The organism is Roseovarius sp. MBR-154 (assembly GCF_053628595.1).
The window spans coordinates 1-26,855 of sequence record NZ_JBRJGR010000032.1 but is presented as its reverse complement, the minus strand read 5'-3'; the positions used below and the strand labels follow the sequence as shown (position 1 = coordinate 26,855).

Annotated in this window: 25 protein-coding genes, 1 tRNA gene and 1 riboswitch; of the genes, 14 read left to right on the top strand and 12 right to left on the bottom strand. The window is 64.7% G+C overall.

Going from position 1 to position 26,855, the window contains the following annotated elements:
* Window positions 1-101: 101 nt before the first annotated feature.
* The 3 genes from gspD to ACSSV4_RS21445 are packed head-to-tail and all read left to right on the top strand — an operon-like array spanning window position 102 to window position 4,718.
* Window positions 102-2,054: a type II secretion system secretin GspD gene (gene gspD, locus ACSSV4_RS21455; protein ID WP_454277106.1), complete on the top strand. Its 1,953-nt coding sequence runs from the start codon at window positions 102-104 to the stop codon at window positions 2,052-2,054.
* A 1-nt stretch (window position 2,055) separates the two neighbouring features.
* On the top strand, window positions 2,056-3,510 hold the full coding sequence (locus ACSSV4_RS21450) for a GspE/PulE family protein (RefSeq protein ID WP_454277105.1): 1,455 nt from the start codon (window positions 2,056-2,058) through the stop codon (window positions 3,508-3,510).
* Window positions 3,507-4,718 (top strand): type II secretion system F family protein, encoded by a 1,212-nt coding sequence (locus ACSSV4_RS21445; protein ID WP_454277104.1) that lies wholly within the window; start codon window positions 3,507-3,509, stop codon window positions 4,716-4,718. Before ACSSV4_RS21450 ends, ACSSV4_RS21445 begins: the two co-directional genes overlap by 4 nt.
* Here ACSSV4_RS21445 and ACSSV4_RS21440 read toward each other — a convergent pair.
* The 3 genes from ACSSV4_RS21440 to ACSSV4_RS21430 all read right to left on the bottom strand — a co-directional run bounded on the left by ACSSV4_RS21440 (window position 4,715) and on the right by ACSSV4_RS21430 (window position 7,727).
* The gene (locus ACSSV4_RS21440) at window positions 4,715-6,109 is read right to left on the bottom strand and encodes a helix-turn-helix domain-containing protein (RefSeq protein ID WP_454277103.1); all 1,395 of its coding nucleotides are present in this window, start codon (window positions 6,107-6,109) and stop codon (window positions 4,715-4,717) included. The genes ACSSV4_RS21445 and ACSSV4_RS21440 overlap by 4 nt on opposite strands.
* 177 nt (window positions 6,110-6,286) lie before the next feature.
* Window positions 6,287-6,670, bottom strand: coding sequence for a hypothetical protein (locus ACSSV4_RS21435; protein ID WP_454277102.1), 384 nt, complete (start codon window positions 6,668-6,670; stop codon window positions 6,287-6,289).
* Between the two features lie 4 nt (window positions 6,671-6,674).
* Window positions 6,675-7,727, bottom strand: coding sequence for an alkane 1-monooxygenase (locus ACSSV4_RS21430; protein ID WP_454277101.1), 1,053 nt, complete (start codon window positions 7,725-7,727; stop codon window positions 6,675-6,677).
* Window positions 7,728-7,923: 196 nt separating this feature from the next.
* On the opposite strand from ACSSV4_RS21430, the gene ACSSV4_RS21425 reads away from it, so the two are divergent.
* Window positions 7,924-9,609, top strand: coding sequence for an NAD(P)H-dependent oxidoreductase subunit E (locus ACSSV4_RS21425; RefSeq protein WP_454277100.1), 1,686 nt, complete (start codon window positions 7,924-7,926; stop codon window positions 9,607-9,609).
* A 69-nt stretch (window positions 9,610-9,678) separates the two neighbouring features.
* On the top strand, window positions 9,679-10,890 hold the full coding sequence (gene ftsY, locus ACSSV4_RS21420; RefSeq protein ID WP_454277099.1) for a signal recognition particle-docking protein FtsY: 1,212 nt from the start codon (window positions 9,679-9,681) through the stop codon (window positions 10,888-10,890).
* A gap of 24 nt (window positions 10,891-10,914) precedes the next feature.
* On the opposite strand, the gene ACSSV4_RS21415 is transcribed toward ftsY, so the two are convergent.
* Complete coding sequence (locus tag ACSSV4_RS21415) at window positions 10,915-11,397, bottom strand: MgtC/SapB family protein (protein ID WP_454277098.1); 483 nt, start codon at window positions 11,395-11,397, stop codon at window positions 10,915-10,917.
* Between the two features lie 66 nt (window positions 11,398-11,463).
* Here ACSSV4_RS21415 and ACSSV4_RS21410 point away from each other — a divergent pair, with 66 nt between their 5' ends.
* Both ACSSV4_RS21410 and ACSSV4_RS21405 read left to right on the top strand, forming a co-directional pair.
* Window positions 11,464-12,366 carry an EamA family transporter gene (locus ACSSV4_RS21410; RefSeq protein WP_454277097.1) on the top strand — a complete coding sequence of 301 codons (903 nt, stop codon included), beginning with the start codon at window positions 11,464-11,466 and terminating at the stop codon, window positions 12,364-12,366.
* A gap of 41 nt (window positions 12,367-12,407) precedes the next feature.
* Window positions 12,408-13,016: an inner membrane-spanning protein YciB gene (locus tag ACSSV4_RS21405; protein WP_454277096.1), complete on the top strand. Its 609-nt coding sequence runs from the start codon at window positions 12,408-12,410 to the stop codon at window positions 13,014-13,016.
* Window positions 13,017-13,110: 94 nt separating this feature from the next.
* Here the strand turns inward: ACSSV4_RS21405 and ACSSV4_RS21400 are convergent, their stop codons facing one another.
* Window positions 13,111-13,770 carry a glutathione S-transferase family protein gene (locus tag ACSSV4_RS21400; RefSeq protein ID WP_454277095.1) on the bottom strand — a complete coding sequence of 220 codons (660 nt, stop codon included), beginning with the start codon at window positions 13,768-13,770 and terminating at the stop codon, window positions 13,111-13,113.
* A gap of 29 nt (window positions 13,771-13,799) precedes the next feature.
* The gene (locus ACSSV4_RS21395) at window positions 13,800-14,741 is read right to left on the bottom strand and encodes a hypothetical protein (protein WP_454277094.1); all 942 of its coding nucleotides are present in this window, start codon (window positions 14,739-14,741) and stop codon (window positions 13,800-13,802) included.
* Window positions 14,742-14,855: 114 nt separating this feature from the next.
* A riboswitch (SAM riboswitch) is annotated at window positions 14,856-14,933 on the top strand.
* Window positions 14,934-14,990: 57 nt separating this feature from the next.
* Here ACSSV4_RS21395 and metZ point away from each other — a divergent pair.
* From metZ to ACSSV4_RS21365, 6 genes are all read left to right on the top strand, one after another.
* Entirely contained in the window at window positions 14,991-16,175 is a 1,185-nt protein-coding gene (metZ, locus tag ACSSV4_RS21390) for an O-succinylhomoserine sulfhydrylase (protein ID WP_454277093.1), read from the top strand.
* A gap of 138 nt (window positions 16,176-16,313) precedes the next feature.
* A complete protein-coding gene (folE2, locus tag ACSSV4_RS21385; protein WP_454277092.1) occupies window positions 16,314-17,414 on the top strand; it encodes a GTP cyclohydrolase FolE2 in 1,101 nt (366 codons plus the stop codon).
* A gap of 192 nt (window positions 17,415-17,606) precedes the next feature.
* Window positions 17,607-18,230, top strand: a complete 624-nt coding sequence (locus ACSSV4_RS21380; protein WP_454277091.1) for a hypothetical protein — start codon at window positions 17,607-17,609, stop codon at window positions 18,228-18,230.
* A 126-nt stretch (window positions 18,231-18,356) separates the two neighbouring features.
* Window positions 18,357-18,578: a hypothetical protein gene (locus ACSSV4_RS21375; RefSeq protein WP_454277090.1), complete on the top strand. Its 222-nt coding sequence runs from the start codon at window positions 18,357-18,359 to the stop codon at window positions 18,576-18,578.
* 166 nt (window positions 18,579-18,744) lie between these two features.
* Entirely contained in the window at window positions 18,745-18,972 is a 228-nt protein-coding gene (locus ACSSV4_RS21370) for a DUF1127 domain-containing protein (RefSeq protein WP_454277089.1), read from the top strand.
* A 65-nt stretch (window positions 18,973-19,037) separates the two neighbouring features.
* Entirely contained in the window at window positions 19,038-20,486 is a 1,449-nt protein-coding gene (locus ACSSV4_RS21365; RefSeq protein WP_454277088.1) for a TrkH family potassium uptake protein, read from the top strand.
* Between the two features lie 277 nt (window positions 20,487-20,763).
* Here the strand turns inward: ACSSV4_RS21365 and ACSSV4_RS21360 are convergent, their stop codons facing one another.
* The 6 genes from ACSSV4_RS21360 to ACSSV4_RS21335 form a co-directional block, all read right to left on the bottom strand.
* Window positions 20,764-20,982: a hypothetical protein gene (locus ACSSV4_RS21360; RefSeq protein WP_454277087.1), complete on the bottom strand. Its 219-nt coding sequence runs from the start codon at window positions 20,980-20,982 to the stop codon at window positions 20,764-20,766.
* Between the two features lie 43 nt (window positions 20,983-21,025).
* Window positions 21,026-21,100, bottom strand: a tRNA-Glu gene (locus tag ACSSV4_RS21355).
* Between the two features lie 122 nt (window positions 21,101-21,222).
* A complete protein-coding gene (gene recJ, locus ACSSV4_RS21350; RefSeq protein WP_454277086.1) occupies window positions 21,223-22,971 on the bottom strand; it encodes a single-stranded-DNA-specific exonuclease RecJ in 1,749 nt (582 codons plus the stop codon).
* Window positions 22,972-23,061: 90 nt separating this feature from the next.
* Entirely contained in the window at window positions 23,062-24,027 is a 966-nt protein-coding gene (glpX, locus tag ACSSV4_RS21345) for a class II fructose-bisphosphatase (protein ID WP_454277085.1), read from the bottom strand.
* Between the two features lie 82 nt (window positions 24,028-24,109).
* Window positions 24,110-25,396: a homoserine dehydrogenase gene (locus ACSSV4_RS21340; protein ID WP_454277084.1), complete on the bottom strand. Its 1,287-nt coding sequence runs from the start codon at window positions 25,394-25,396 to the stop codon at window positions 24,110-24,112.
* A gap of 96 nt (window positions 25,397-25,492) precedes the next feature.
* Window positions 25,493-25,789, bottom strand: coding sequence for a hypothetical protein (locus ACSSV4_RS21335; RefSeq protein ID WP_454277083.1), 297 nt, complete (start codon window positions 25,787-25,789; stop codon window positions 25,493-25,495).
* A 107-nt stretch (window positions 25,790-25,896) separates the two neighbouring features.
* Here ACSSV4_RS21335 and ACSSV4_RS21330 point away from each other — a divergent pair, with 107 nt between their 5' ends.
* Window positions 25,897-26,487: a TetR/AcrR family transcriptional regulator gene (locus ACSSV4_RS21330; RefSeq protein WP_454277082.1), complete on the top strand. Its 591-nt coding sequence runs from the start codon at window positions 25,897-25,899 to the stop codon at window positions 26,485-26,487.
* Window positions 26,488-26,855 lie beyond the last annotated feature (368 nt).

The window sequence follows — 26,855 nt, the reverse complement described above, 5'->3', positions numbered from 1 at the left end:
GTTCAAATCAGGTAACATCGCCGTGAGCAGAAATTTGGAACGGCGGCAGCGCCGTTATCGCGGGCAATCCATGTCACATGACGATAGTATTGAATCGTAACATGAAATTCTGTCGAGCATTTGTGCTTATCCTCGGGCTGTGGGTGGCCAGCGCGCTGCCGGTGCAGGCTCAGGTGTCGCTTGATCTGCGGGATGCGAGCCTGCGGGATTTCGTGCAGATCGTCGCGCAGTCGACGGGTCGCAACTTCATCCTCGACGACCGGGTGCAGGGCAGCGTCACCGTGGTCGCGCCGAACGAGGTGTCACCGTCGGCGATCTACGAGATTTTTCTCAACGTGCTTGAACTCAACCGTTTGACCATCGTCGAGGGCGACACCACCGACCGGATCGTTCCGATCGACGTGGCGCGCGAACTGGCCCCCGGTCAGGATCGCGCAAAGCTTGGCGGCGATTTCGAGACCCGGGTGATCGCGGTGCGCAACAGCCCGGTGGACGAGATCGCCGAGGTCATCCGCCCGCTTCTGCCCGGCGAGGCGGTGCTGTCGGTGGTGCCGGAATCGGGCCTGATGATCCTGTCCGACCGGCGCGAGAATTTTCAGCGCATCGTGCAGCTTGTCGACAGGCTCGATACGCCCAGCCGAAACTCGATCGAGACGATCCCCTTGCGCAACGGCAAGGCCGCGGAAATGTTGGGTGTTATCAATGCGTTGTCGATCACGCCTCAAGGGTCGAGTCTGTCGGCCGATCCGCGCTCCAACGCGCTGATCGTGTCGGGAACGCCGGAATTCCGCGACCGGGTGCGCAATGTCGTGGCGCAGCTGGACAAGCCGCAGCGCAGCCTCTCGACCGAGGTGGTGCGCCTCAACTATTCCGATGCGGAGGATCTCGCGGATGTCATCCGCCAGAGTTTTGGCGGGCAGACGGCACCTGCCGGGGGCGACGGTACGGCCCCCGCAACGGCCGGGAACGGTATCACCATCGTGGCCGAGAAGCAGCAGAACGCCTTGATCATCACCGGCCCCTCGGACAGGATCAGTTCGATCGTCGCGGCGGTTCACGGGCTGGATCAACGGCCCGATCAGGTTCTGATCGAGGCGGTGATTTTTGAGCTGTCGGTCGAAAGTTTCTCCGATTTGTCCGTGCAGTTCGGCGGTGTCATCGAGGATGCGACCGTGGGCGGAGTCGAATTCGCGCTCAGCGGACGGCCCACGCTGACCAGCCTAGTGACCACCGTGCTCAGCGGCGCGGAACCTCTGGGGGGTGGCACCGGGGGCAGTATCGCGGCGTTTGATCGCAGCGGCATCGGCGGATTTCTGGCAGCACTCGCCTCCGAGTCCTCGACCAAGCTGCTGTCGACCCCGTCGATCCTGACGCTGAACAACCGTGAGGCCGAGATCATTGTGGCGCAGAACGTGCCCTTCGTGACAGGCAGTTTCGCGACGGTGGGGGACAGCGCGATCCCCGACCAGCCCTTTCAGACCATCCAGCGGCAGGATGTCGGCCTCACGCTGACCGTGACGCCGCAAATCACTCGGGACAAGACCGTGCGGCTGGAGTTGCGGCAGGAAGTGTCGAACCTGACCAATTCCGCCTCTGCCGCCGGAAGCGAGATCACCGCCAAACGCGAGCTGTCGACCAATGTTCTGGTCCGCGACGGCAATGTGATCATGCTGGGCGGCCTGCTCGAGAACGGGTCAGGCTCGGTCAACCAGCGGGTGCCGGGGCTGAGTGAGCTGCCTTTGCTTGGGCGTCTGTTCAAGGGGCGCTCGGTCTCGCAGAACCAGCGGATCCTGCTGATCATGCTGCGGCCGCGCATCCTGTCGACCGATGACGAGGCGCGCGCGCTGAGCCGCAAGCTGGCGCGCGAGGCCAAGCGCGCCGCCGAGCTTATCGCGCCCGCCGATGACGGCACCTATCCGCGCGTGCCCGATTCCGGCTTTCCCTTCGACGGGGCCAATCTGAACCAGCCGTTTGATGCGGATTTCATCGACCGGGCGGCGCGTGAGCGGCGGTTTCCGCCGCTGCCGTCGCGGCTGAGTTTCTCGGATCGCTGACATGGCCACGCCGCTCTTGCCTTTTACGATGGCCCGCGATGCGCAGGTTCTGGTCGAGGGCGGGCGGTTGCTGGCAGGGCCGAAGGCGACCACGCTCGGTCTGCGTGAGGCGCGGCGGCGCGCCGGTGCTCCGCTGCGACTGGAGCGGGTGGCGACCGAGGCGTTCGAGGCGCAACTGGCCGCGCTTTATCAGGATGGCAGCGGCACCGAGAGCGACGAGGATGGATTTACCTTCGATCTCGAAGAGGGATCAGGCGGCGGGCGCGGCCCGCGTGACCTGCTTGAGGATGGCGAAGAGGCCCCGGTCATTCAGCTGGTGAACCAGCTTTTGCGCCGGGCCGTGCGGGCGGGGGCGTCGGACCTGCATGTCGAGCCGCATGAGACCGGGCTGCGGGCGCGGATGCGGGTAGATGGCATGCTGCAATCGGTGCTTGATCGTAAGGATCTGCCGGTGCGTCGGGTCGTCTCGCGCCTTAAGGTCATGGCGGGGCTCGATATTTCCGAGACACGCCTGCCGCAGGACGGCCATATCGCGCTGCGCCTCGGCGGGCGGGCCATCGACGTGCGGGTCTCGACCCTGCCGGGCAATTACGGCGAGCGGGTGGTGATGCGGGTGCTGGACCGGTCGGCGGGTCTCATGCCGCTCGAACAGCTTGGCCTGCGCGCGGATCAGGTGGCGGTGCTGCACCGCATGGCGGAGCGGCCCAACGGAATCATCCTTGCAACCGGGCCCACCGGCTCGGGCAAGACGACGACGCTTTATTCGCTGCTGCAACTGGCCAATGACGAGATCCGCAACATCCTGACCACAGAGGACCCGATCGAATATGACCTGCCCGGCATAAGCCAGAGCCAGATCAACGCCGAGATCGGGATGACCTTTGCCGCCGGGTTGCGCGCAGCCTTGCGGCAGGACCCCGACATAATCCTCGTGGGCGAGATCCGCGACCACGAGACGGCAAGCGTGGCCGCGCAAGCCTCGCTCACCGGGCATCTGGTGTTTTCGTCGCTGCATGCCAACGGATCGGTGGGCGCGGTCGTGCGTCTGCGCGATCTTGGGCTTGACGATTTCCTCATCGCCTCGACCCTGCGCGGCGTGATTGCGCAACGGCTCTTGCGCAAGCTCTGCACCTCCTGTCGCGCGCCGGTGGCACCGGATGACCACGCGCTACGGCATTTCCAGATGGCCGGGGTCGACGCGCCCGTGCAGCATTACGAGGCGCGCGGCTGCGATCTGTGCAACAATACCGGCTATGCGGGACGGGTGGGGGTGTTCGAGATCCTCGACGTGTCCGAGGAATTGCGCGCCGCGATTGATGCAGGGTCGTCCGAGACCGAGATGAAGCGCGTTGCCGTGGCCCCCGATCAGACACTCTTTGGCCAGTCGCTTTATCAGGTGGCCGCAGGCAAGACGAGCCTTGCCGAGGCGCTGCGCGTGGTGGGCGACGCGCTGTGAGGGCGTTCAGCTACACCGCCTTTACCGCCGAAGGGGCCAAGAAACGCGGCACGCTGGTGGCCGAGAGCGAGGCGCAGGCCGCTGATATCCTGCGCGGGCAGGGGCTGTTTGCGGAGGACATCACCGCCAAGCGGCAGGGAACGGGGATCACGCTGACGCGCTCGCGGCGCACAAGGCTCAATGCCGATATGCGCGCGGTCTTTACCCGGCAGATGGCGGTGCTCTTGTCGTCGGACCTCTCTGCCGAAATGGCGCTCGAGACGATCCGCTCCTCGGGCACCTCGCCGGTGATCGAGGCGGCGGCGGCCGAGGCCAAGGCGGCGCTGATGGACGGGCAACCGCTCTCGACCTCGCTCGACATGGCGAATGCGGGCTTTCCACGCTTCTTCATCGCGGCGGTGCGCGCGGGCGAGACCTCGGGCGATGTGGCGGCGGTCTTCGAGGGGTTGGCGGATTACCTCGAAAGCGTTGGCACGGACCGCGCACAACTGGCCACGGCGTTGATTTATCCCGCTTTCGTCGCCGCTGTGTCGCTTCTGGTCTGCGGTATCCTGATGGTCAATGTGGCCCCTGAAATTGCCGCGATGTTCGCGGTCACGGGGCGGCCTTTACCGCCGCTCACCCAATTCGTCATGGGGGTGAGCGATTGGGTGCAGGCGCATTGGATCGCGCTGTTGATCGGGATCGCGGGCGCGATTTTTGGCCTGACCTTCGCGCTGCGTATTCCTTCCGTGCGTGACCGCTGGCACGGCATGGCGCTGCGCCTGCCGGTCATCGGGCGGCTCTTGCGGCTGTCGGCGGCAGCGCAATATCTGCGCACGCTGGCGCTGGTCATCTCCAGCCGTCAGACGGTGGTCGATGCCGTGACCTCGGCAAGCGACGTGCTGGTGATCCGCCGGTTTCGCGATGAGGCACTCGATCTGGCCGAGGCCGTGCGCTCGGGCGAGAGTCTGAGCCAGGGGCTGGTGCGGATGAGCCTTATTCCCCCCGTCTGCCGCCAACTGATTGATGCCGGTGAGAAATCCGCGCGGCTGGGGCGGATGACCGAACGCGCGGCGGTGCTGGTCGAGACATGGCTCACCAATGAGCGCAAGCGTGTGTCGGCGCTGATTGACCCGTTCCTGATGATGGTGGTGGGCGGGCTGGTGCTGGTGATCGTGCTGGCGATCCTCTTGCCGATCTTCGATCTGCAAGCCTCGGTGGGTTAACCGACGCGGTAGGGCAGCACACCGCGTTCGTCCGGGGTGACCTGAAGCCGCCGTTCCAAGGGGGGCACCGAGCGTTGGTGACATTCCGTGCGCTCGCAAATGCGGCAGGAAATCCCGATGGGCTCGAACGCGCGGGCATTGGTCACGTCGAGATCGTCGCCATAGACCAGATCACCCGCATGCTTGACCTCGCATCCAAGCGCGATGGCGAAGCGGCGCACCGGCGCCCCGAAACTGCCGCCCGGTTTGCTGACATCGCGGGCGAGGCTGATATAGCGCACCCCGTCCGGCGTCTCGGCCAGTTGCCGCAGGAAGCGGCCCGGTGTTTCAAACGCGCGGTGCACGTTCCAGAGCGGGCAGGCCCCGCCGAACCGCGCGAATTGCAGGCGTGTGGCGGAATGGCGCTTGGTGATCGTGCCCGCCTGATCGACGCGGACAAAGAAGAACGGGATGCCCTTGGCCCCGGGGCGCTGCAGGGTCGAGAGGCGGTGACAGACCTGCTCGACAGAGGCCCCGAACCGCATGGCGAGGATTTCGAGATCGTGGCGCACCTCTTGGGCGGCGGCGAGAAACCGACCGTAGGGCATGAGTGCCGCTCCCGCGAAATAGTTGGCCAGCCCGATCTTGGCGATTGCTCGCGCGCCGTCGGACTGGAACCGGGCGAAATCGAGCGTGGCCTCCAGCAGTTGATCCTGCGTCAGAAGTGCGAGTTGCAGCAAAAGCTGAAAGCGCCGGGTCTCGGGCGCGGCGCGGGTCGACAGCGTCAGCAGCCCGGTGGACCGGTCGTAATGGCGCAGGGTGGGCGTATCGGCTTCGGTCACGGTGACGCCAATGTCCTTGAGGCGGCGCAGGGCCAATGTCTCGATCTCGGCGCGCGCGCCCCCCTCGGCAAAGCGTTCGGCGGCGTGATCCACCGCGTCGATGTAGTTGTCGCAGTAGTGAAAGAAATCGCGCACCTCGTCCCAGGCGCTGGTCAGACCGCGCGCATCCTCGCGGCCCAATGCCTCGTCAAGCGAGGCCAGCCGTTCATGGGTCTGGCGATAGGCGCTGTGCAGTTCGAGAAAGGCGCGCGCGAGGGCCGGGGCATTCGAGGCGGTGAGCCGCAGATCGGCCAAGGGGGGCGGATCGCCGAAGACCGGATCGGCCAGCGCCTCGCGCATGTCGCTGACCAGCCGTTCGGCATCGCCGGTGCTGAGTTCGGTGACGTCAAAGCCGAATTCCTGCGCCAGCGCCAGAACCACCGTGGTGGACACCGGGCGGTTGTTGTTCTCCATCTGGTTGAGATAGGGCAGGGACACGCCCAGCTTGGCCGCGAAATCCTTTTGCGTGAGATTGAGCCGCTGCCGCGTCTCGCGCAGCTTGGCCCCGGCATAGAGTTTCTGTGTCGCCATGAACGCCCCGGCTGTTTGCTGATTAGCTAAACGGAACAGTAGGTTTGCAAAGTGATTTGGGCAAGCGAAAGGCGCGTGGCGCTCGGCACGGCGCAAGTTTCTCGGAGAGGTTTGTTAGAGACGCTCAACGAACGAAAATGCAGGGGAGTTTTCTAACGTATATTCATGAATCCAAGGTCATGCGCCAATCTTCGGCCCCAGGCACATCAGCGGTTCGCTGGATTTCTCGACCTCGTAAAGCTCTGTCATGGCGGTGTCGCTGGCAAAGCGCGCGATCAATCCGCTGCCTGTGCGCTCAAAGCTCCAGCATTGCGGATCGGGCCGATTCTCGTAGACGAAGCAAATCAGGTCGTCTTGCTCGTACCAGTATCCTTCCTGACATTCGCCATCGAGGAAGGACCAGCGCACGCGGCGATCGTCGAGATATTCCTCACCGCCATAGGCCGCCCCGCCCGCACCGTAATAGAAGGTGTGACCGCGGGTATAGGCGTCGAATTCGGCGGCGCTCATCTGCGCGTGGACCGGGGTGCCGAGGGCGGCGATGAGGATCAGGGCTCGCATGGCGTCAGCTTGCCAGATCGCGCGGCACCTCGCCAGAGGAAACCTGCCCGCGCCAGCGTGCGGCGTGCGGGTCCATGATCCGTCGCCAGAGCGGCGGTACCAGTGCGATCACCGCCATCACCGGCAGGGAGTGCGGCAACACCGGCATTTGCCCAGGGTCCAGTTGCAGCGCAGGATAGGGGCGCTGCGGGGAGATGTGGTGATCGGAATGGCGCGGCGCGTTCAGCGTCATCGCCGAGGAATACCAATGCGGTGCGTTCCACGAATGCTGCGGACCGACCGGTTCCTTGCGGCCGTTCGGCCCCACGGTACGGCGCAGCCCGTAATGCTGCACGTAATCCGACAGCAGGATCTGGATCTGGGCATAGCCTGCGATAAGAAGAAGCGCCGCAAGACCGCGCCAGCCGAATACTGCGCCCGAGGTCAGAAGCAAGGCCACCGCGCCCCCCACGTATAACGCGTAGGGATGATGCCATGCCGCGCGCGCCATGTGCCGCCGTGTCTCGGCCCGAAGCCCGGCGCGGAAGGCACCCGGCCAGGCCCGTGCCATGTAGCGATAGAACCCCTCGCGGGGACGCGCGCTGCTCGGGTCGTCGGCGCTGGCCACGTGGGTGTGATGGACATGCAGATGCGCGCTTGCGTGATGGCCGAAGAGCAGCGAGGTATAGATCAGCCGCCCCAGCCGCCGCTTGCCCCGCCCGGCGCGGTGGATCAACTCGTGCGCGACCGGATGCGCGATCTGTCCGCTCACGAGACCTGCGGCGATGGCAAGCAAGACCTTCTCCGTCAGGTCCAGCCCGCTGTCACCTGCGACCCCCCAGAGCGCGAGGACCAGCACGCCGAAATGCATCAGCCCCAGCACGATCAGCAGTCGGTCCGCCGCCGGAAACTCTGCCTCAGGGTCGGGATTCGGGCGTTGCAGGGCGATCAACCGGTCGAACGCGAAGACCAGCACGGTCACATAGCCCACGGCCAGCCAGCCCCACACCCCGCCCCAAATCGCGGCGAGCGCGAGGAGAAGCATCGGCAGGCTGGTGGCAATGGCAAAAAGCGGCATAGGCTCGGCTCGGTGGTCCTGTCTGAAGCTTGTGTCATCATGAACTTGGCATTTGCGGCGCCCAGAGGGCAAGACCGGCAGGATTTCGTGATATTCCCCGCCTGGAACGCATCTGAAGGGGCAATTGTCGTTTTTGATACCGCAGGGCGCGAAGGTGGACGCTATCCAGTACCTTGACACAAGGGAGGATGAGCACATGGCACTGGATGAGCGCAAAGGCGTCTGGAAATCGGGCAAGGGCAAAGGTCGGCACACGCCCAAGGGGCGCCAGCTTGAGGATCAGGCATGGGAGGACGTGCGCGCGCTGTTGGGCGATGGGCCGCGGCGGCGCGATCTGCTGATCGAGTATCTGCATCTCATTCAGGACCAGTACGGCCATCTGTCTGCCGCGCATCTGAGAGCATTGGCCGAGGAATTGCGCATCGCGCAGGCCGAGGTTTACGAGGTCGCGACCTTCTACGCGCATTTCGACGTGGTCAAGGAAGACGAGACGCCGCCGCCCGCGCTGACCATCCGGGTCTGCGATTCGCTCAGCTGTGAACTGGCGGGGGCGCAGGCGCTCAAGGCGGCGCTGGAAGAGGGACTGGATCCGGCTGAGGTGCGCGTGCTGCGGGCGCCCTGCATGGGCCGCTGCGATACCGCACCGGTGCTGGAACTGGGCCACAACCACATCGACCACGCCACGCCGGAAAAGGTGCAGGCGGCGATTTCGGCAGGGGATACCCATGCACATCTCCCGAATTATCAAGAGTTTGGCGCCTATAGCTCTTCCGGTGGCTACAGCAAGCTTGCCGAACTGCGCGCGGGCGGCGATTTCGAGACCGTGCAACAGACCCTGCTTGATTCAGGGCTGCGCGGTCTTGGTGGTGCGGGCTTTCCGTCGGGCAAGAAATGGGGCTTCGTGCGCGCCGAAAAGGGCCCGCGCTATCTGGCCGTGAACGGCGACGAGGGCGAGCCGGGGACGTTCAAGGACCGCTACTATCTGGAGCGTGAACCGCATGTCTTCCTCGAAGGCATGCTGATTGCTGCATGGGCGGTGGAGGCCCAACGCTGCTTTATCTACATGCGCGATGAATACCCCGCCGTGCTTGAAATCCTGCTGCGCGAGATCAAGGCACTGGAGGACGAGGCCATCGTCCCAGAGGGCTATATCGAACTGCGTCGCGGAGCAGGCGCCTATATCTGCGGCGAAGAATCGGCGATGATCGAATCGATCGAGGGCAAGCGCGGGTTGCCGCGTCACCGTCCGCCGTTCGTGGCTCAGGTCGGCATCTTTAATCGCCCCACGCTCGTCAACAACGTCGAGACGCTCTACTGGGTTACGCGGGTGCTGCGTGAGGGCGGCGAGATCCTGTCAGGCGTCGAAAGGAACGGGCGCAAGGGGCTGCGCTCCTATTCGGTTTCGGGGCGGGTGAACAACCCGGGCGTGCATCTGCTGCCCGCAGGTTCCACAATCATCGACATCATCGAGGCTGCGGGCGGCATGCTCGACGGCCACACGTTCAAGGCCTATCAGCCGGGCGGGCCGTCCTCGGGTCTGCTGCCTGCGTCGATGGATGACGTGCCGCTCGATTTCGACACGTTGCAGCCGCATGGCACCTTCATCGGCTCGGCGGCCGTAGTGGTCCTGTCGGATCACGACCGCGCGCGCGATGCCGCGCTCAACATGCTGCGGTTCTTCGAGGATGAAAGCTGCGGGCAATGCACGCCCTGCCGGGTGGGCTGTGAAAAGGCGGTCAAGCTGATGCAGGCCGACACCTGGGATCAGCCGCTTCTGGCGGAGTTGTGCACGGCGATGGCCGATGCGTCGATCTGTGGTCTCGGTCAGGCCGCGCCGAACCCGATTCGCCTGACGATGAAGCACTTCGCCGACGAAATCTGAGGCAGGCGCGGTCTTCCATATCCCACCGATCCGCATTAGGTCAGGGGTGACACGCGGATCGGAGGGCGCATGGCGTTTTTCTCGAAACTCAAGGAACGGCTGTTCAAATCCTCGTCCAGACTGGACGAGGGGCTGGAAGCCATTGTCGAAGATGGCGGCGAGCCGGAGACGCCGCCCCGCCCCGAGCCTGAGACCCCGATGCCGCCCAGGCCCGAGCCCGAGCCGCAGCCGGAGCCGCCCGTCATCCCGCCGCGGCCGGATGAGACCCCGCCTCCGACCCCGGTGGAGCAGCCGGTCGAGCGACCGCAGGAGGTGCCGCCACCGCCGCCCGAGGCGGTGGCAACGCCCGCCCCGATGGAACTTCCCGATGACCTGCCCGCCGCTGCCCCGCGCGCGGGCTTTTTGGGTCGGCTTCTGGGGCGCGGCGAGGAGCGTGTCGTCACCCGTCGTGTGCTTGACGATGACATGCTGGAGAGCCTCGAAGAGCTGCTGATCACCGCCGACATGGGGGTCGAGACGGCGATGCGCGTGACCGCCAACATGGCCGAGGGGCGCATGGGCAAACGGCTGTCTTCGCAGGAAATCAAGGAGTTGCTGGCGCATGAGATCGCCCGGATCATGGAGCCGGTGGCGCGCCCGATGCCGATCTATGCCAAGCGACCGCAGGTGGTGCTGGTGGTCGGCGTCAATGGCTCGGGCAAGACCACGACCATCGGCAAGTTGGCCAGCCAGTTCAAGGCCGCCGGGAAATCCGTGGTGATCGCAGCAGGCGACACATTTCGCGCCGCAGCCGTTGAACAGTTGCAGATCTGGGGCGACCGCGCGGGTGTGCCGGTGTTGACCGCGCCCGAGGGATCGGACCCCGCAAGCCTTGCCTTTGACGCCATGACCAAGGCGGAGGCCGATGGCGCGGACCTTCTGATGATCGACACGGCGGGACGGTTGCAGAATCGCGCCGATCTGATGGAAGAGCTGTCCAAGATCGTGCGCGTGATCCGCAAGAAGGACCCTGACGCGCCGCATAACACGCTGCTGGTGCTCGATGCCACGACCGGGCAGAATGCGCTGAGCCAGGTGGAGATTTTCCAGAAACTCGCGGATGTCTCGGGCCTGGTGATGACCAAGCTCGACGGCACGGCGCGGGGCGGTGTTCTGGTGGCGCTTGCCGACAAGTTCGGCTTGCCTATCCATGCCATCGGCGTCGGCGAGCAGATCGACGATCTTGCGCCTTTTGATCCTGAGGAGTTTGCCGCGGCGCTGACGGGTCTTGATGCGCAATGACGGCCATTGCGGTTGCGCGTCCGGCTATTCTCGCTCTACCAACCGCAGCACATACAACACCACGAGCACGATCCCGGTCGCCATCGCGGCGAGCGGCATCTGCCCCGAGCCGCAGGCCAGCCCGATCGCGCCTGCCAGCCACATCGAGGCGCCGGTGGTGATGTTGTGGACCTCGCCGCCCGAGGAAAAGATGATCCCGGCGGCCAGAAAGGCGACGCCTGCGGTCACCGCCTCGATCAGGCGCAGGGGATCGACCCGCAGCGCATCCTCGGCCCCGAAGGGCAGGGCCGCAAGTTGCTGGCTGACCAGAATGAAAAGACAGGCCGCCATCGATACCAGCATATGCGTGCGCAGGCCCGCCGGCTTGCGTTTGCTTTCGCGTTCGGCCCCGATCACCGCGCCGAGGGCGAGCGCCGCCATAAGCCGGGTGCCGGCAACGAGCGGCGGCACGGCGCTGAATGTCCCCGAGAGTTCCTTGATTATGGTGTCTATCACATGCTGTTCCATGCCGTCCTTCCTTCGATCTGGCGGTGAGTTTAGCATGGCCGGCGGAGATGATGCGAGGCGGTCTGCATGAGCGATTGGCTAATTTCCATGGAGGGCACCGAGGCGGGCCGTCACCTTGCCATGGTGCTGGCACTTGCGGCGGCCTTCCTGCACGCGGTCTTTGGCGCGTTGCAGAAGGGGCGGCATGATCCATGGCTGAGCCGGGGGGCGATCGACCTCAGTTATTGCCTCATGGCCGCGCCCTTCGCGCTCTTCGTCGTGCCCTGGCCCGAGGCGCATATGTGGCCGATCTTCGCCGGAGCCGTCGTCATCCATATCGGCTACAAGATTCTGCAGGCGATGGCCTATACCAAGGGCGCCTATACGGTCGTCTACCCGGTGGTGCGCGGCACCGGGCCGCTGTTTACGGTGATCGGGGCCTGGCTGATTTTCGGCGAGTTGTTCACGCCGGTGCAATGGGCGGGGGTGGCGGTGCTGCTCTGTGGTATCTATGGCCTCGCGGTCTATAACCTGCGCACGCTGACGCTGGATCGTGAGACCATGCCGCTGGCGCTTGGCCTCGCGGTGGCGACAGGGCTGTTCGTGGCGCTTTATACGACCTATGACGCTTATGGCATCCGCGCGGCGGCTGATCCTTTCACCTTTCTGGCGTGGTTCTTCTTTCTCGACGGGATGAGCATCCTGCCGATTGCCGGGCTGCGCTGGCGCAACATGGTGGCGCGGCCCGCGATTGGCCCGCTTGCATTACGCGGCGTGGCCGGCGGGCTGGTGGCGTTCTTTTCCTTCGGGTCGATCATGCTGGCCACGCGGCTCGACAAGGTGGGCGAGGCGGCGGTGCTGCGCGAGACCTCTACGGTCTTTGCTGCCCTCATCGGCTGGCTGGTGCTCAAGGAGACCGTGGGGCCGCGACGGATCGCGCTCATGGGGTTGATTGCCACCGGGGCGGTCATAGTTGAATTCGGCGGATGAACGCGCGACAAGCGGGTTCGACAACAGGCAAGGCGCGTGCGATGACTGAGAAAACTCCGCCCAAATGGGCCAAACCGGTTCTGGAATTCGGGCCGTTGCTGGTGTTCTTCGCCGCCTACTTGTGGCTCAAGGAGCGCATATTCACGATTGGCGGCGTCGACTATGACGGCTTCATCGTCGTCACCGCCGGGTTCATCCCGATCTTTCTGATCTCGATGGCGCTGTTGTGGAAGCTGACGGGCCACCTGTCGCGGATGCAGATCGTCACCGCCGTGCTGATCGTCGTCTTCGGCGGGCTCAGCGTGTGGTTCAACGATCCGCGCTTTTTCAAGATGAAGCCGACGATGATCTATCTGCTCTTTGGCGGGGTTTTGGGCATTGGCCTCTGGCGCGGGCAATCCTGGTTGCAGGTCGTGATGGAGGGGGTGATGCCGCTGACCGATCGGGGCTGGATGATCCTGACGCGGCGGCTGATGTTGTTCTTCTTCGGCCTGGCCGTGTTGAACGAGGTGATCTGGCGCACCCAGAGCGAGGAAATATGGGTCTATTTCAAGACCTTTGGTCTGACGGCGGCGATCTTTGTCTTCTTCATGACGCAAGGCAGCCTGTTTCGCGATCACGGCACCGAAGAGGACGACAAGGGGGCGTGAGGGAGTTGGCCTGAAGTGGATCTTGGCACCTTCGGTGCGTTTCGCGCGGAATGCGGCGAACCACTGCTCCACGCCAAAACCACCGCCAGGCTTCTCATTTCTTCGCCGTCGGATCGCGTCGTTTGTCAGCATGGAGCGCACGGCCCCGCTGGACCCCGTCTCGTGCCCCGACCGTGTCCAGCCAGCGCGCGAAATGCGGCTTGTCGTCGAGTGTCTGTTGCTGCCCTTCCCAGAGCGAACACCAGCCCCAGAGCGCCATGTCGGCGATGGAATAGAAATCGCCCGCCACATATTCGGTCTCGGCCAGCCGCCGATCCAGCACGCCATAAAGCCGTGCCACCTCGTCGCGGTAACGGTCCTTGGCGTAGGGTATGTCGTCCTTGGCGAATTTCAGGAAATGATGCGCCTGTCCCGCCATCGGCCCGACCCCGCCCATCTGCCACATGAGCCATTCCTCGACCGCTATGCGCTCGCGCTCTGTCTCGCCGTAAAACCGCCCGGTCTTGCGCGCCAGATATTGCAGGATCGCGCCGGATTCGAAGATGTTGATCGGGGTGCCGCCCGGCCCTTCGGGATCGGTGATTGCCGGAATGCGGTTATTGGGCGAAACCGCCAGAAAATCGGGGGCGTGCTGTTCGCCCGCACCGATATTGATCAGGTGACACCGATAGGGCAGCCCCATCTCCTCAAGCGCGATGGAGACTTTCCATCCGTTCGGTGTGGGCCAGTAATAAAGGTCGATCGGGGCCTGCATTGCGTCCTCCTGCGGGGTCTTTCAGCGGCTCAGGATGACAGTTTTCGCCCCGATGGCAAGGGCAGGCGGATTTCCGGTACCGGCAGAAGGCGCGACCAGCGCGGAGCAGGCTGTTCGGGCAGGGTGGCGCGCAGTTGCGCGAGCGAGAGCGTGTCGGCCTCGCGCAAGAGTCGTTGATACATCGCGAATACCCCGGGCCGGGTATAGGGCGACCAATGGCAGATCCGCGCTGTGGGATCGCCGATCTCAAAGCCAGCGAGTCGTAACACAGCAAGTGTCTCGGGGTGGTCCAGTTGCAGGTTGAGCACCTTGGGCCCGCCCGGCAGGGCCAGCCCGAGGCTGCGGTCGTCGCGCGCGGGCGTCGGGATCAGACATTCAAGGAGGAAATCGTAGAAATCGTTCTCGCGGCTGGTGACATTGATCAGTTCCGTACTGCGCCCGGCGGGGGTGGCGAGCGCCTCGGCGGCGCGGCCCGCGAATTCCGCCCCTGCGAGCAGGATCAGCCGTCCGAGCGCCGCCTCGGGCAGATGTGGCAGCGCGCAAAGCAGAACACGCGCGCCAAGCGAATGCGCGAGGGCGTGGATCGGACGGTGGGGCGCGTGCCTGCGGATCAGGCTGACAAGCTGCGCCAGCCGTTCACCTGCGCGCGCGGCTTCCGCATAGGCCCGCCATAGCGTGCCGCGCGCATGCCAGCCAAAGCCGATGCCAAGCCCCTCATCCGCCTGTCCCTCGCCGACCCCCAGACCACGCGGCCAGCTGACCACCTTGAAGCATTCGCGTTGTGGCGTTAGCGAGAAAATGTGGCGGTGCGGGCATTCTCGGGCGTGGCCGGGGGCGTATTTGTAGCCATGCAGCATGACGATCACAGGGCCATCTCCTGCCAGCAGACCCGGTAACGCCTGATCAAGCCTGCCCGGCTGACCGTGCAAGTCGGGGCCATCCCGTCCGGCGTTGACATGAATGAGCGGCATGTCCCTGACCCCCACTATATCTTGTGGATGGGATGTAGGGGTGACATACGAAGACAGGGTGACGTTTCCGTTAAACCTGCGTGACAGTGTTGACGAAACCCGCCCGCAGGAGTAATCGGCATCCGTGGCGATTTGTTACCGGATTGCGGGCCACGTTAAACACATCCGCTAAAAGGTCAGGAGAAAGCCCCCTTTCGCTTGACCGCGTCGGGGCTTTTTTTATGGGCGAACGCGCCCGGAGGACGGGATATGAGCGACAATTGGCAGAAACGCACCAGGCTGGTGCATGGCGGCACGCGGCGCAGCCAGTGGGGCGAGGTGAGCGAGGCGATCTTTCTCACGCAAGGCTTTGTCTACGAGAGTGCCGAGGCGGCCGAGGCGCGGTTCATAAAGGCCGGTGACGACGAGTTCATCTATGCCCGCTATGGCAACCCGACGGTTGCGATGTTCGAGGACCGGATTGCCGGTCTTGAAGGCACCGAGGACGGCTTCGCCACGGCAAGCGGCATGGCGGCGGTGTCGGGCGCGCTGACGTCGATGCTGCGGGCGGGCGATCACGTTGTTTCGGCGCGGGCGCTCTTTGGCTCGTGTCTCTATGTGCTGGAAGAGGTGCTGACGCGGTTCGGCGTCGAGGTCACCTTCGTGGACGGCACCGATCTCGAGCAATGGCGCGCTGCGATTCGCCCAGGCACCAAGGCGGTCTTCTTCGAGACGATTTCCAACCCGACGCTCGATGTGGTCGATATCCGCGCGGTGGCCGATCTGGCCCATGCGTCAGGCGCGATGGTGCTCGTCGACAATGTCTTTGCCACGCCGGTCTTTTCCCGCGCGGTGGAACAGGGGGCGGATGTGGTGATCTACTCCGCGACCAAGCATATCGACGGGCAGGGGCGCACGCTTGGCGGTGTGATCCTCGGTCCGCGCGAGTTCATTCGCGGCACGGTCGAGCCCTACATGAAACATACCGGCGGTTCGATGTCGCCCTTTACCGCCTGGATCATGCTCAAGGGGCTTGAGACCATTGATCTGCGCGTGCGGGCACAAGCGGCCACCGCACAGGCGATTGCCGAGGCATTGCAGGGTGATGCGCGGCTGGCGCGGGTGATCTATCCGGGGCTGGCCGACCATCCACAGCATGCTTTGGTGCGCGCGCAAATGGGCGAAGGCGGCACGGTTCTGGCGCTTGACCTCAAGGGCGGGCAAGAGGCGGCGTTCCGGTTTTTGAACGCGCTGGAAATTGTGGTGATCTCGAACAATCTGGGCGATGCGAAGTCCATCGTGACCCATCCCGCCACCACCACCCATCAACGCCTGCCTGCCGCGCAGAAAGCGGCACTTGGCATCACGTCGGGGTTGGTGCGGCTGAGTGTGGGGCTCGAGGACTGCGGCGACCTGATCAGCGACATTCGGAACGCGCTGGAGGCGACGAACTGAGGCGGAAAGGTTTTTCTGCGATTTCCGGGGTTTGAATGATCCGCTTTGCCGCATTTGACGTAAATCCCTACGATAATGGCAATTCCTGCGGAAACCTTGTATGTAAAGGTCTGGCAGAGCGGATAGGGAAGTTTTGCGATGAATGTGCATCCGTCTGAGATGAAGCCTGCACCGGACCGGGACGAGGCCAAAGAGGCGCTGGCGCTGCTGCGCTCCTGGGCGCGTGCCGCGTCTCCTGAAGAGGTGGCCGATCTCGATCCGGCGATTGCACGGCTTTTGCCTTCGGGCGAGGTGTCGAATTATCCGGTTCTGGCGCGGGAATACCCCGAGGATTTCGCCACGAGCGCTGCCTACCTTGCAAGCCTTCCCGATTTGCAGAACGGCCCGGCCTCGCTCATTCGCGGGACGCGGCAGCAGTTGCAGCATGTGGGGATTTCGAATTTCCGCCTGCCGATCCGCTATCATACCCGTGACAATGGCGATCTGACGCTCGAGACCTCGGTGACGGGCACCGTCAGCTTGGACGCAGGCAAGAAGGGCATCAACATGTCCCGGATCATGCGCAGTTTCTACAAGCACGCGGAAAAGACGTTCAGCGCCGATGTGATGGAGGCCGCGTTGTCGGATTACATCACCGATCTCGAGTCCCTCGATGCGCGTCTGCAAATGCGCCTCTCCTACCCGGCACGCGTGCGCTCGCTCCGTTCAGGGCTGGAAGGCTATCAGTACTATGACATTGCGATGGAATTGGTGAAAAACGCCGGGGTCACGCGCAAATTCATGCATCTCGATTACGTCTATTCCTCGACCTGCCCCTGTTCGCTGGAGTTGAGCGAGCACGCGCGCGCCGCGCGCGGGCAACTGGCCACGCCACATTCGCAGCGCTCTGTCGCGCGAATTTCCGTGGAATTGGTCGAAGAGGATTGTCTGTGGTTCGAGGATCTGATCGAACTGGCCCGTCGCGCTGTGCCGACCGAAACACAGGTCATGGTCAAGCGCGAGGACGAGCAGGCCTTTGCCGAGTTGAACGCGGCCAATGCGATTTTCGTCGAGGATGCCGCGCGGCTTTTTTGCGAGCAGCTTCTGGCGGACCCGCGCATAGGAGATTTCCGTGTGGTGGCCAGCCATCAGGAGAGCCTCCACAGCCATGACGCAGTCAGCGTGCTGACCGAGGGTGACACCTTTGACGCGCAGAGCCTCGATCCGCGTCTCTTCCAAACGCTGGTCCACGGTCGCTGACCGGCGAAAGTTGTGGTGAATGCCCGGTTTTCGGGCGTTCAGGGCGAATTTCCAGCGGATATCTGCGCATAGGCGCTTTTGTGATTTGACCTTCGGGCGAATTGCTGCGACGCAGCATCGCGCGCACGTTACACTCATGTCACCTGCCTGCGATATCGCGGGCGGGCATCTGATTTAAAAAGGATACTGACCATGCTTGCACCCGATCTGCCGCTCAAACTCTCCGCTGCAGGGATCAGGCTGACCGGCTACATGATCGAAAGCAATCTGCGCGTGGCGCAGGTCTTTGGCGAGGCCGCCTTGCGGTCAGGCCGCCTGTCGATGCCGGGGAAATCGCCTGCTGCCGCTCCGGTCAAAGCCACGCCCAAAGCGGTCGCCAGCCCGAAACCGGCAACGCGCGCCGAAAGCCCCGCCACCGAGAGCCCGAAGACGGTGGCGAAACCCGCGACGACCAAAGCCGCGCCCAAGCGGACCGCGCGCACGGCACCCGCGGCACCCGCAAGCAAGGCAGAAAAGCCAGCGACGGCCAAAGCCGCACCATCGACGGCCACTCCTGCTGCAAAACCGACGCCTGTCACGGCGGAAAAGCCCGCGCAGCCAAGCCCTGCACCGGCCAAGGCTGAAAAGCCCGCGCAGCCCGCCCCGACACCAGCCAAGCCCGCCGAGGACAAGGCGGCCACCCCGGCACCGGCACCGGAAAAGGCGCAGCCCGCGGCCAGCGACAAAGCCGCAGCCCCGGCACCGGCAAAGCGCCCGCGCGCGCCGTCGAACCCGCCAGCGATGCCCGGCTCAACGAAAAAAGCCGACGTGGAATAACGGGTTACAGGCCGGGATGCGTCACGCGCAACCCGGCCATTCCGATTTGACGCTAGCCATGTCAGTCGCGCTGACCTAACTAGGCCATAGGGAGGAAACGGATCACTTAGATTGTGAGGTTTCCAAATGGCGAATATCACCACCAATATCACCGCATCGCCCCTGCGCGAGGGCTGGAAGCGGTTCGTTGCGGCGCTGGAGCGCGGCTTTGACTCGCAAACCCGCGTTTGCGCCCGTCGCAACCAGATCGAGGCGCTCGAGGCGAAGACGGACGACGAATTGGCCCGGATGGGTATCCGGCGCGACCAGATCGCCTATCACGTCTTCAAGGACCTTTTCTACACCTGACAGAGACGGGGCAGTGACCTGAACCCCGCCGGACCCGGTCTGGCGGGGTTATGCTGCGTTGCAGCAACACCTTGCGCATTCTGAATTTGGCACCGCGCAATCCGAGGCGCGATGCGGTAAGGTTCGGGCAGGGAGGGGACCCGTTCGATCCAAGAAAGGGCACCCAATGGCCGAGACCGACCTGACGACCCGATTTCTATCCCCGACATGGCGGCGTGATTTGGATCTCTTCATGGCAGAGCGCGCGCCGGGCATGAACGCCTATATGCTGACCCGACGGCGTCTGCTGAGCGTGGCGCAAATGCACAGCCTGAGCGATTCGGAGCTGGCCGCGATGGGGCTGTGCCGGGCCGATATCCCGGCTTTCGTCTTCGAAGACCTGTTGCCCGACTGAGCTCGCACGCTGCGTCGCCCTATCGTGCTTGACAGTCTCGCGAAGCACCGCCAACTCTGCGCGTCATGTTTGATGTGCGACCCGTCGGATATCTGGTTGGCCTGATGGTCACCGCCATGGGTGCGACCATGGCGCTGCCGCTGCTTGTGGATATCGCCGAGGGGCGCGGACATTGGCCCGTGTTCGCCGAGAGCATGATCGTGACCTGCCTGATGGGGGCGCTGGTGGCGCTCGCCTGCAAGAATGCCGTGGGCAAGGGGCTGACCATCCAGCAGGCGTTTCTGCTGACCACGCTGGTCTGGGTGGCGCTGCCGCTTTTCGGGGCGCTGCCCTTCATGCTGGGTGAGACCGACCTGCGGTTCATCGACGCGTTCTTCGAATCAATGTCGGGTATGACAACCACCGGATCGACGGTCATCGCGGGGCTCGATGTCCTGCCCAAGGGGCTCTTGCTGTGGCGCGGCATCCTGCAATGGCTGGGCGGGCTCGGGATCGTGATCGTGGCGCTGGTGTTCCTGCCCGAGATGCGCGTGGGCGGCATGCAGTTCTTTCGCTCCGAAGGGTTCGACACGTTCGGCAAGGCGCTGCCGCGCACCATCGACATCTCCAAGGGGGTGCTCAACGTCTATCTCGGCCTGACGCTGATCTGCACGGTGACCTATCTGGTGCTGGGGATGGGCGCGTTCGAGGCGACGGTGCATGCGCTGACCACTGTCTCCACCGGCGGGTTTTCGAGCAAGGACGCGTCCTTTGCCGCCTTTCCCGGTGCGCCGCAATATGCCTGTGTCATTTTCATGATCCTTGCCAGCCTGCCCTTCGTGCGGATGATGCAGGGGGTGCAGGGCAACATGCGCCCGATCCTGCATGACACGCAGGTGCAGACCTATCTGCGCTGGATCCTCTACGCCGTGGCGCTTGTGCTGGCCTATGATTTCGCGATCAACGGACGCTTTGACGAGGAAAGCATGCGGCTGCGGCTGTTCAATGTCGTGTCGATCTTTTCGGGCACGGGTTATGGCGATGGCGATGTCACCGCCTGGGGGAATTTCCCCTTTGTGATCCTGATTGCCGTGGGGGCGATCGGCGGCTGTACCGGCTCGACCGGCTGTTCGATCAAGATCTTCCGCTATCAGCTCATGCTGCGCGCGCTCGGCCAGCAGGCGCGGCGGATCTTTCACCCCTCGAGCGTCATGGTTCTGCGCCACGAAGGGCGGCGCGTCGAGGACGAGGTGCTGCAATCGGTCATGCTGCTCTTTACCTGTTACATCCTGTCGCTCGGCTTTTTCTCGGTGGCGCTGGAGATGACCGGCCTGCCGTTGATGGAATCGGTGACCGCCGCCTGGACGGCGATATTCAACGTCGGGCCGGCCTTTGGCGAGACCGTGGGCGCGACGGGATCGCTTGCGGCGTTTCCCGACGCGGCCAAGGCGCTGATGATCCTTGCGATGCTGATGGGCCGGTTGGAGGTCCTGGCGGTGATCGTCCTGCTGGTGCCGACGTTCTGGCGGAACTGAGCGGGACATTTGGCCCGCAGCAGAGATCACCGGATCCCGCGCCACGTTCTGCCAGTCGTCAAGGCTCTATCCAACCCGACAGCTGGCGGCGTTCATCTTGTGCCGGGCAACAGCCCTTGTGCCCGACATTCCTTGAGGCGCACGGCCCGGGAACGATGGCTCGCCTCCGGTTCTGCCTGGCCTGCGCGACGCACAGCCGTATCGGCGATGCGCCGACCATGGGCCGCATCAATGAGAACTCCTATGATGGCGTCCGCCACAGTGTAAAGCGATCCGGTCACAGCACGTGATTTGGAAAGGTGTCGCCAAGCGGTTGGCTGAGTGCGGCGCGTTCGAGTTCGAGATCATGTCTCAGTTCGGCTGGACCGAGGTGAAAACGGCCGTAATCTACACGAAGGAATTTCAGCGCCGCGGAAGCGCCGCGTCCCTTCGACGCGCATGATGAAAGCGGCCGCAACTGCGAACGCCTGACCACGGACGTGAATTCGTGGTTCACATGCGGTACAAAACACCAGTCAAATATGGGCAACCCTGCAACGTGGCAGCCCGTAGGGGAATCGAACCCCTCTTTCCAGGTTGAAAACCTGGCGTCCTAACCGATAGACGAACGGGCCAGCGCTGCTGTGGGGGCTAACTAGGCAAATCCGGACGGGCGCGCAAGAGGATTTTTGCAAAAACTTCGGGCGGTTCCGAAGAAATATTTCAGGCCGGATTGTACCCACGCTGCGGCCCTGCTTCAGGCGGATGGCGCCGCATCCTCAAGGCGCAACTGCACCGATCTCTTGCCGCCCCATGTGTTGATGTCGAGCCGTCCGGCAAGGTGGAATCTTGCGCCGCCGTGGCTTATCAGGGTCGGCCCCAATGGCCCGTCGCAGGCGCCGAATGCGATGGCCTCCAGGCTCGCCCCCAGCCCGTCACCAAAGCGCAGCTTGAGGTGGTTGCCGCCGAGTTGCCTGGCATAGCTGATCTGGCAATCGGGAAAGACATAACGCGGCCCGGGTGCACCGGCCCCGAACGGCCCCGCGGCCTCGATCTGCTCCATCAGTTCGATCGTCGCTGCCCCCGGCATTAGAATCCCGTCGAGGCGCAGGTCGGCGGGCCCAGCCTGACCCGCCCCCTGACGGGCCAGCAGATCCGAGAGCCGCGCCATCGCCTGCTCCAGGCGGTCGCGCGCCACGGTGAGGCCCGCCGCCATCTTGTGCCCGCCGCCCTTGAGGAGCAGCCCCTCACTAGCCAGCCGCTGAATTGCGGCTCCCAGATCGACGCCGCTGACTGAGCGGCCCGATCCCCTGCCCACGTCCCCCTCCAGGCCGATCACGATGGCGGGGCGGTTGGCGGCCTCTTTCAGACGGCTGGCGACGATGCCGACGACGCCGGGATGCCAGCCTTCGCCCGCAGCCCACACGAGCGGCGCGTCAAAGCCGCGCGCCTCGGCCTGTTCCAGCGCCGCCTCGCGCACCATGGCCTCGACCTCGCGCCGCTCGGTGTTGAGCTGATCGAGCCGCTCTGCCATGGCGCGCGCCTCGGTGGCGCTCTGGCAGGCCAGCAGCCGCGCGCCGAGATCGGCCTTGCCGATGCGCCCGCCAGCATTGATGCGCGGCCCCAGCAGAAAGCCCAGATGATAGGCATTGGGCGTGGCATCCATCCGCGCCACATCCGCCAGCGCCACCAGACCGGGCCGTTCGCGCCGCGCCATGATCCGCAGCCCTTGCCGCACGAAGGCGCGGTTCACGCCGATGAGCGGGGCCACATCCGCCACCGTTGCCAGCGCCACCAGATCGAGCATCGCCATCAGGTCGGGGCCTTGCCGCCCGGCGTCGCGCAACTGACGCCCGGCTTCGACCAGCATCAGGAACACCACCGCAGCGGCACAAAGATGCGCCAGGTCGCCGCTTTCGTCCTGCCGGTTGGGATTCACCACCGCCAGTGCAGACGGCAGCGTCTCACCGCCCAGATGGTGATCGAGCACGACCACCTCTGCGGCGTCTGCGGCGGCGATGGCCTCATGGCTGAGCGTGCCGCAATCGACGCAGAGGATCAGGTCATGCCGCGCTGCCAGATCGCGCATCGCGGGCTCATTGGGGCCATAGCCTTCGTCGATCCGATCGGGGATATACAGCGTGGGTTCGGGCGCGCGCATCTGGCTTAGCCAGTCGATCAGAAGGGCGGCAGAGGTGCCGCCATCGACATCGTAATCTGCAAAGATCGCGATCCGCTCGCCCGCCGTCACCGCCTGCAAAACCCGCGTGGCGGCGGGCTCCATATCGCGCAAGCTGCGAGGATCGGGCAGCAGGTCGCGCAGGGCCGGGGCGAGATAGGTTTCGGCCTCAGCGCTCTCAACCCCGAGCCGCGCGAGCGTCTGGCAGAGCGGACGGGGCAATCCGGTGGCCTGCGCCATGGCCTCGGCCTGCCGGTCCACCTCCACTCCGGGTCCGATCCAGCGCCGCCCGGTCAGCGAGCTTTCCACAGCCAGATACGCCGTCATGCTCGCGCCCCGGCTTCATCTTGCCGGAAATATTCCGGGGGAGTCGCCGCTTGCGGCGACGGGGGCAGCGCCCCCCTGTCTGGTCCGGGCTCAATCACGCTTGCTGCGATAGATCATCCGCCGCACCGAGCCGGTGCGCGAGCGCATCAGCACGGTCTCGGTCTCGACAAAACCGGGGCGGCGCTGCACACCCTTGACGATCGAGCCGTCGGTGACGCCGGTGGCGGCAAAGATCACGTCCGAGGTGACCATCTCGTCGCGCGCATAGACCCGGTCGAAATCGGTGATCCCGGCCTTCTGCGCACGCGCGCGTTCGTCGTCATTGCGGAACACCAGCCGCCCCCACATCTGCCCGCCCATGCATTTGAGCGCCGAGGCCGCAAGCACGCCCTCGGGGGCACCGCCGGTGCCCATATACATGTCGATGCCGGTGCGCTCGGATTCCGCACAGTGGATCACGCCGGCCACGTCGCCATCGGTGATCAGGTAGACGGCGGCCCCAGTCTCGCGCAACTCCGCGATCATCTCCTGATGGCGGGGGCGTTCGAGCACGCAGACGGTGATTTCCGACGGGCGGCAGCCGCGCGCCTTGGCCAGGGCCTCGACTCTTTCACGTGGGCTCATGGCGAGCGAGACCACGCCTTCGGGATAGCCCGGACCAATCGCCAGTTTGTCCATATAGGTGTCGGGCGCATGCAGCAGGGTGCCGCGCGGGGCCATCGCGATCACGGTCAGCGCATTGGGCATCGCCTTGGCGGTCAGCGTGGTGCCTTCCAGCGGATCGAGCGCGATATCGACGCCGGGGCCCTCACCGGTGCCCACCTCCTCGCCGATGAACAGCATCGGGGCCTCGTCACGCTCGCCTTCGCCGATCACCACCACGCCCTTGATGCTGAGCATGTTAAGCTGATCGCGCATCGCGTTGACGGCAGCCTGATCGGCGGCCTTCTCGTCGCCGCGCCCGATGAGATCGGCGCAGGCAAGGGCGGCCTGTTCGGCGACGCGCGCCAACCCGAGCGAAAGGGTGCGGTCGTTGAAGGCGGTGTCAGAGGTCATGGGATGGTCCTTGCAAATATGGGTCAAAGCAGCATTAGCGCCCGTGCCGCCCGCGCACAAGGGCGGGGCCGGGGCGCGGGTTTCAGACGGTTTCGATCCGCAGCGCCACCGGATCGCCTGCCAATACATCGAGCCGCCGAATGCCGGTCAGCGCGGTATCGAGCGCGTCGCGATTGGTCTTGTGGGTCACGATCAGCACCGGGGCGGTGGTATCGTCATGGCGATACTGGCGCATCCGGTCGATGGAAATCCCCGCCTCGCCCAGAAGTGTGGCCACCTTGGCAAGGGCGCCCGGTTTGTCCTCCAGCGACATGCGCAGGTAGTAGCGCGCGGGCGTGGCGCTGCTGGCCTGGGCGCAGGGTTTGAGCGTGGCGGCGGGCTGACCGAAGGTCGAGAGGCGGAAACCGCGCGCGATATCCATCACGTCGCCCATTACCGCGCTTGCCGTGGGCCCCATGCCCGCGCCGGGGCCGCGCAGCACGATCTGTTCGACCTGATCGCCTTCGAGCACCACCATGTTGGTGCCGCCTTCAAGCTGTCCGAGCGGGCTTTTCGCCGGAACAAGGCAAGGCGACATGCGCTGTTCCAGCCCCCGCCCGGTCATCTGCGCCACACCCAGAAGCTTGATCCGGTAGCCCATATCGGCGGCGTGACGGATATCATCGAGGGTGATGTCCTGGATGCCTTCCAGGGCGACACCGGAGAAATCGACCTGGCAGCCGAAGGCGATGGCGGACAAGAGCGCCAGCTTGTGGCCCGCGTCGATGCCGCCCACGTCTAGATTGGGATCGGCCTCGAGATAGCCCAGCTTGTCGGCCTCCTCGAAGAGTGCATTGTAGCCCTGACCGGTGGCTTGCATGCGGGTCAGAATATAGTTGCAGGTACCGTTCATCACGCCCATCACGCGGGTGATATCATTGCCCGCGAGCCCCTCGGTCAGCGCCTTCACAACCGGGATGCCGCCCGCAACCGCCGCTTCGAAACGGATGACGCGGCCGGCCTCTTCGGCGGCGAGCGCGAGGGCATGGCCGTGATGCGCGAGCATCGCCTTGTTGGCGGTGACCACGTCCTTGCCTGCCGCGATGGCGGCCTCGGTCGCGGCCTTGGCGGGCCCGTCGGAGCCGCCCATCAGTTCCACGAACACGTCCACATCGTCGCGCTTGGCCAATGCGACGGGATCATCCTCCCATGCGTAATCGCTGAGGTTCACGCCGCGGTCCTTGTCGCGGGTGCGGGCCGAGACGGCGGTGATGATGATCGGACCGCCCGCGCGGGCGCTCAGCATCTCGGCCTTTTGCCGGACGATGCGGACGACGCCGGTGCCGACGGTGCCGAGACCGGCTATGCCAAGGCGCAGGGGTGTGGTCATGGGGCTCTCCGATCCTCGTTATCCTGTGGTTGAGGCGCGATGTAGCGGGTTCGGATGGGCCTTGCAACGCGGCGCGCGCGCATTGCGGGCGGGTTTCTATGGTTCGACACCGGTTTCCATGCGGTCCCGCGTCTGGGCATCAATGACCGGCCCGCTCAGCCGGGCCGCGCGGGCGCGCAGCCGCGCGGCGCGCTCTTCCAGATCCGGAGCGCTGCGCGCGTCGGTGGCACGGGGGGGCACTTGTCCGGTGATCTCACCCGCCGGAATGAGCTTGGGATAGGCGACTGCCGCACGCTCCGCCCGCAGTTCGTCGGGGAGCGGCGGCACCTCTTCACACCCTGTCAGCAAAACAAGACCGAGCGCGGTCAGCAGGGCAGAGAGACGGGGGCGCATGGCGGGCGGTCCTTTGACGGGCAAGAGTGCCCTTTCTTGCCACTCTTTGCCGGGTCAGGGCAAGCAGGGGCTTTGATCTGAACATATGTTCAGTTAAACTGATCGGTATGGCACGCACCCAAGGCTCGCATTCCGACATCACCGGCCCGCGCATTCGTGCCGCGGCGCTCGCGCTCTTTGCCCGTCATGGCTATGCCGCCGTCTCGATGCGGCAGATCGCGGGCGAGGTGGGCGTGCAGGCCGGGGCGCTTTATAATTACACGCCGGACAAGCAGACGCTGCTGTTTGATCTGATGCGCACCCATATGGAGGATTTGCTGGCGGCCTGGGATGCCGAAGCCCCGCAGGCGGGCGGCGCGATGGCGCAGCTCGAGGCGTTCACCCGCTTTCACATCCGCTTCAATACGCGCCGCGCAGAGGCGGTCTTTGTCTCTTACATGGAGCTTCGTAATCTCAGCCCGGAGAATTTCAAGGTGATCGAGGGGCTGCGGCGGGAGTATGAGATGCGGCTCGAGGCGATTCTGCGGGACGGCGCGCAGGAGCGCGTGATGGCGGTCGCCGAGCCGCGCATCGCCAGCATGGCGCTGATCGCCATGCTGACGGGAGTGAATACGTGGTTCCGAGAGAAGGGGCGGCTGTCGCTGGTGCAGGTCGAGGCGGTCTATTGGGACATGGTGCGCCGGTCGGTGTCGTGCTGAGGCGCGGGGTCCGGGCTGTTGCAAAGGCCAGGTCGGTGATTGTCCGAGACGGTCGTTCAGAATGTTGCGCCTGTAACCTGAGACCTATCCGGCAGCCGTGAAGTGGCTCGGACGCGCAGGGGTGACTTTCGTTTGCGGAATACCATGCCGATTGGGGTGGTGGACGTCCTGGACTTGATCCTGAGCATCAAGCCGACCCTGAACGCGCGAAGCCTCGCATTGGTGAGCGATGGGCCGACCGGAGCGTCCATGATCAGGCGGTGTCCGCAAGGGTGAGCTGCCCCCCGAAATTCGGACACTGACATAAGCTACGATTTGCAGTCTGCTGATCTTCGACGAGAAGGAGATCAGAGATGTCGAAACGCAAA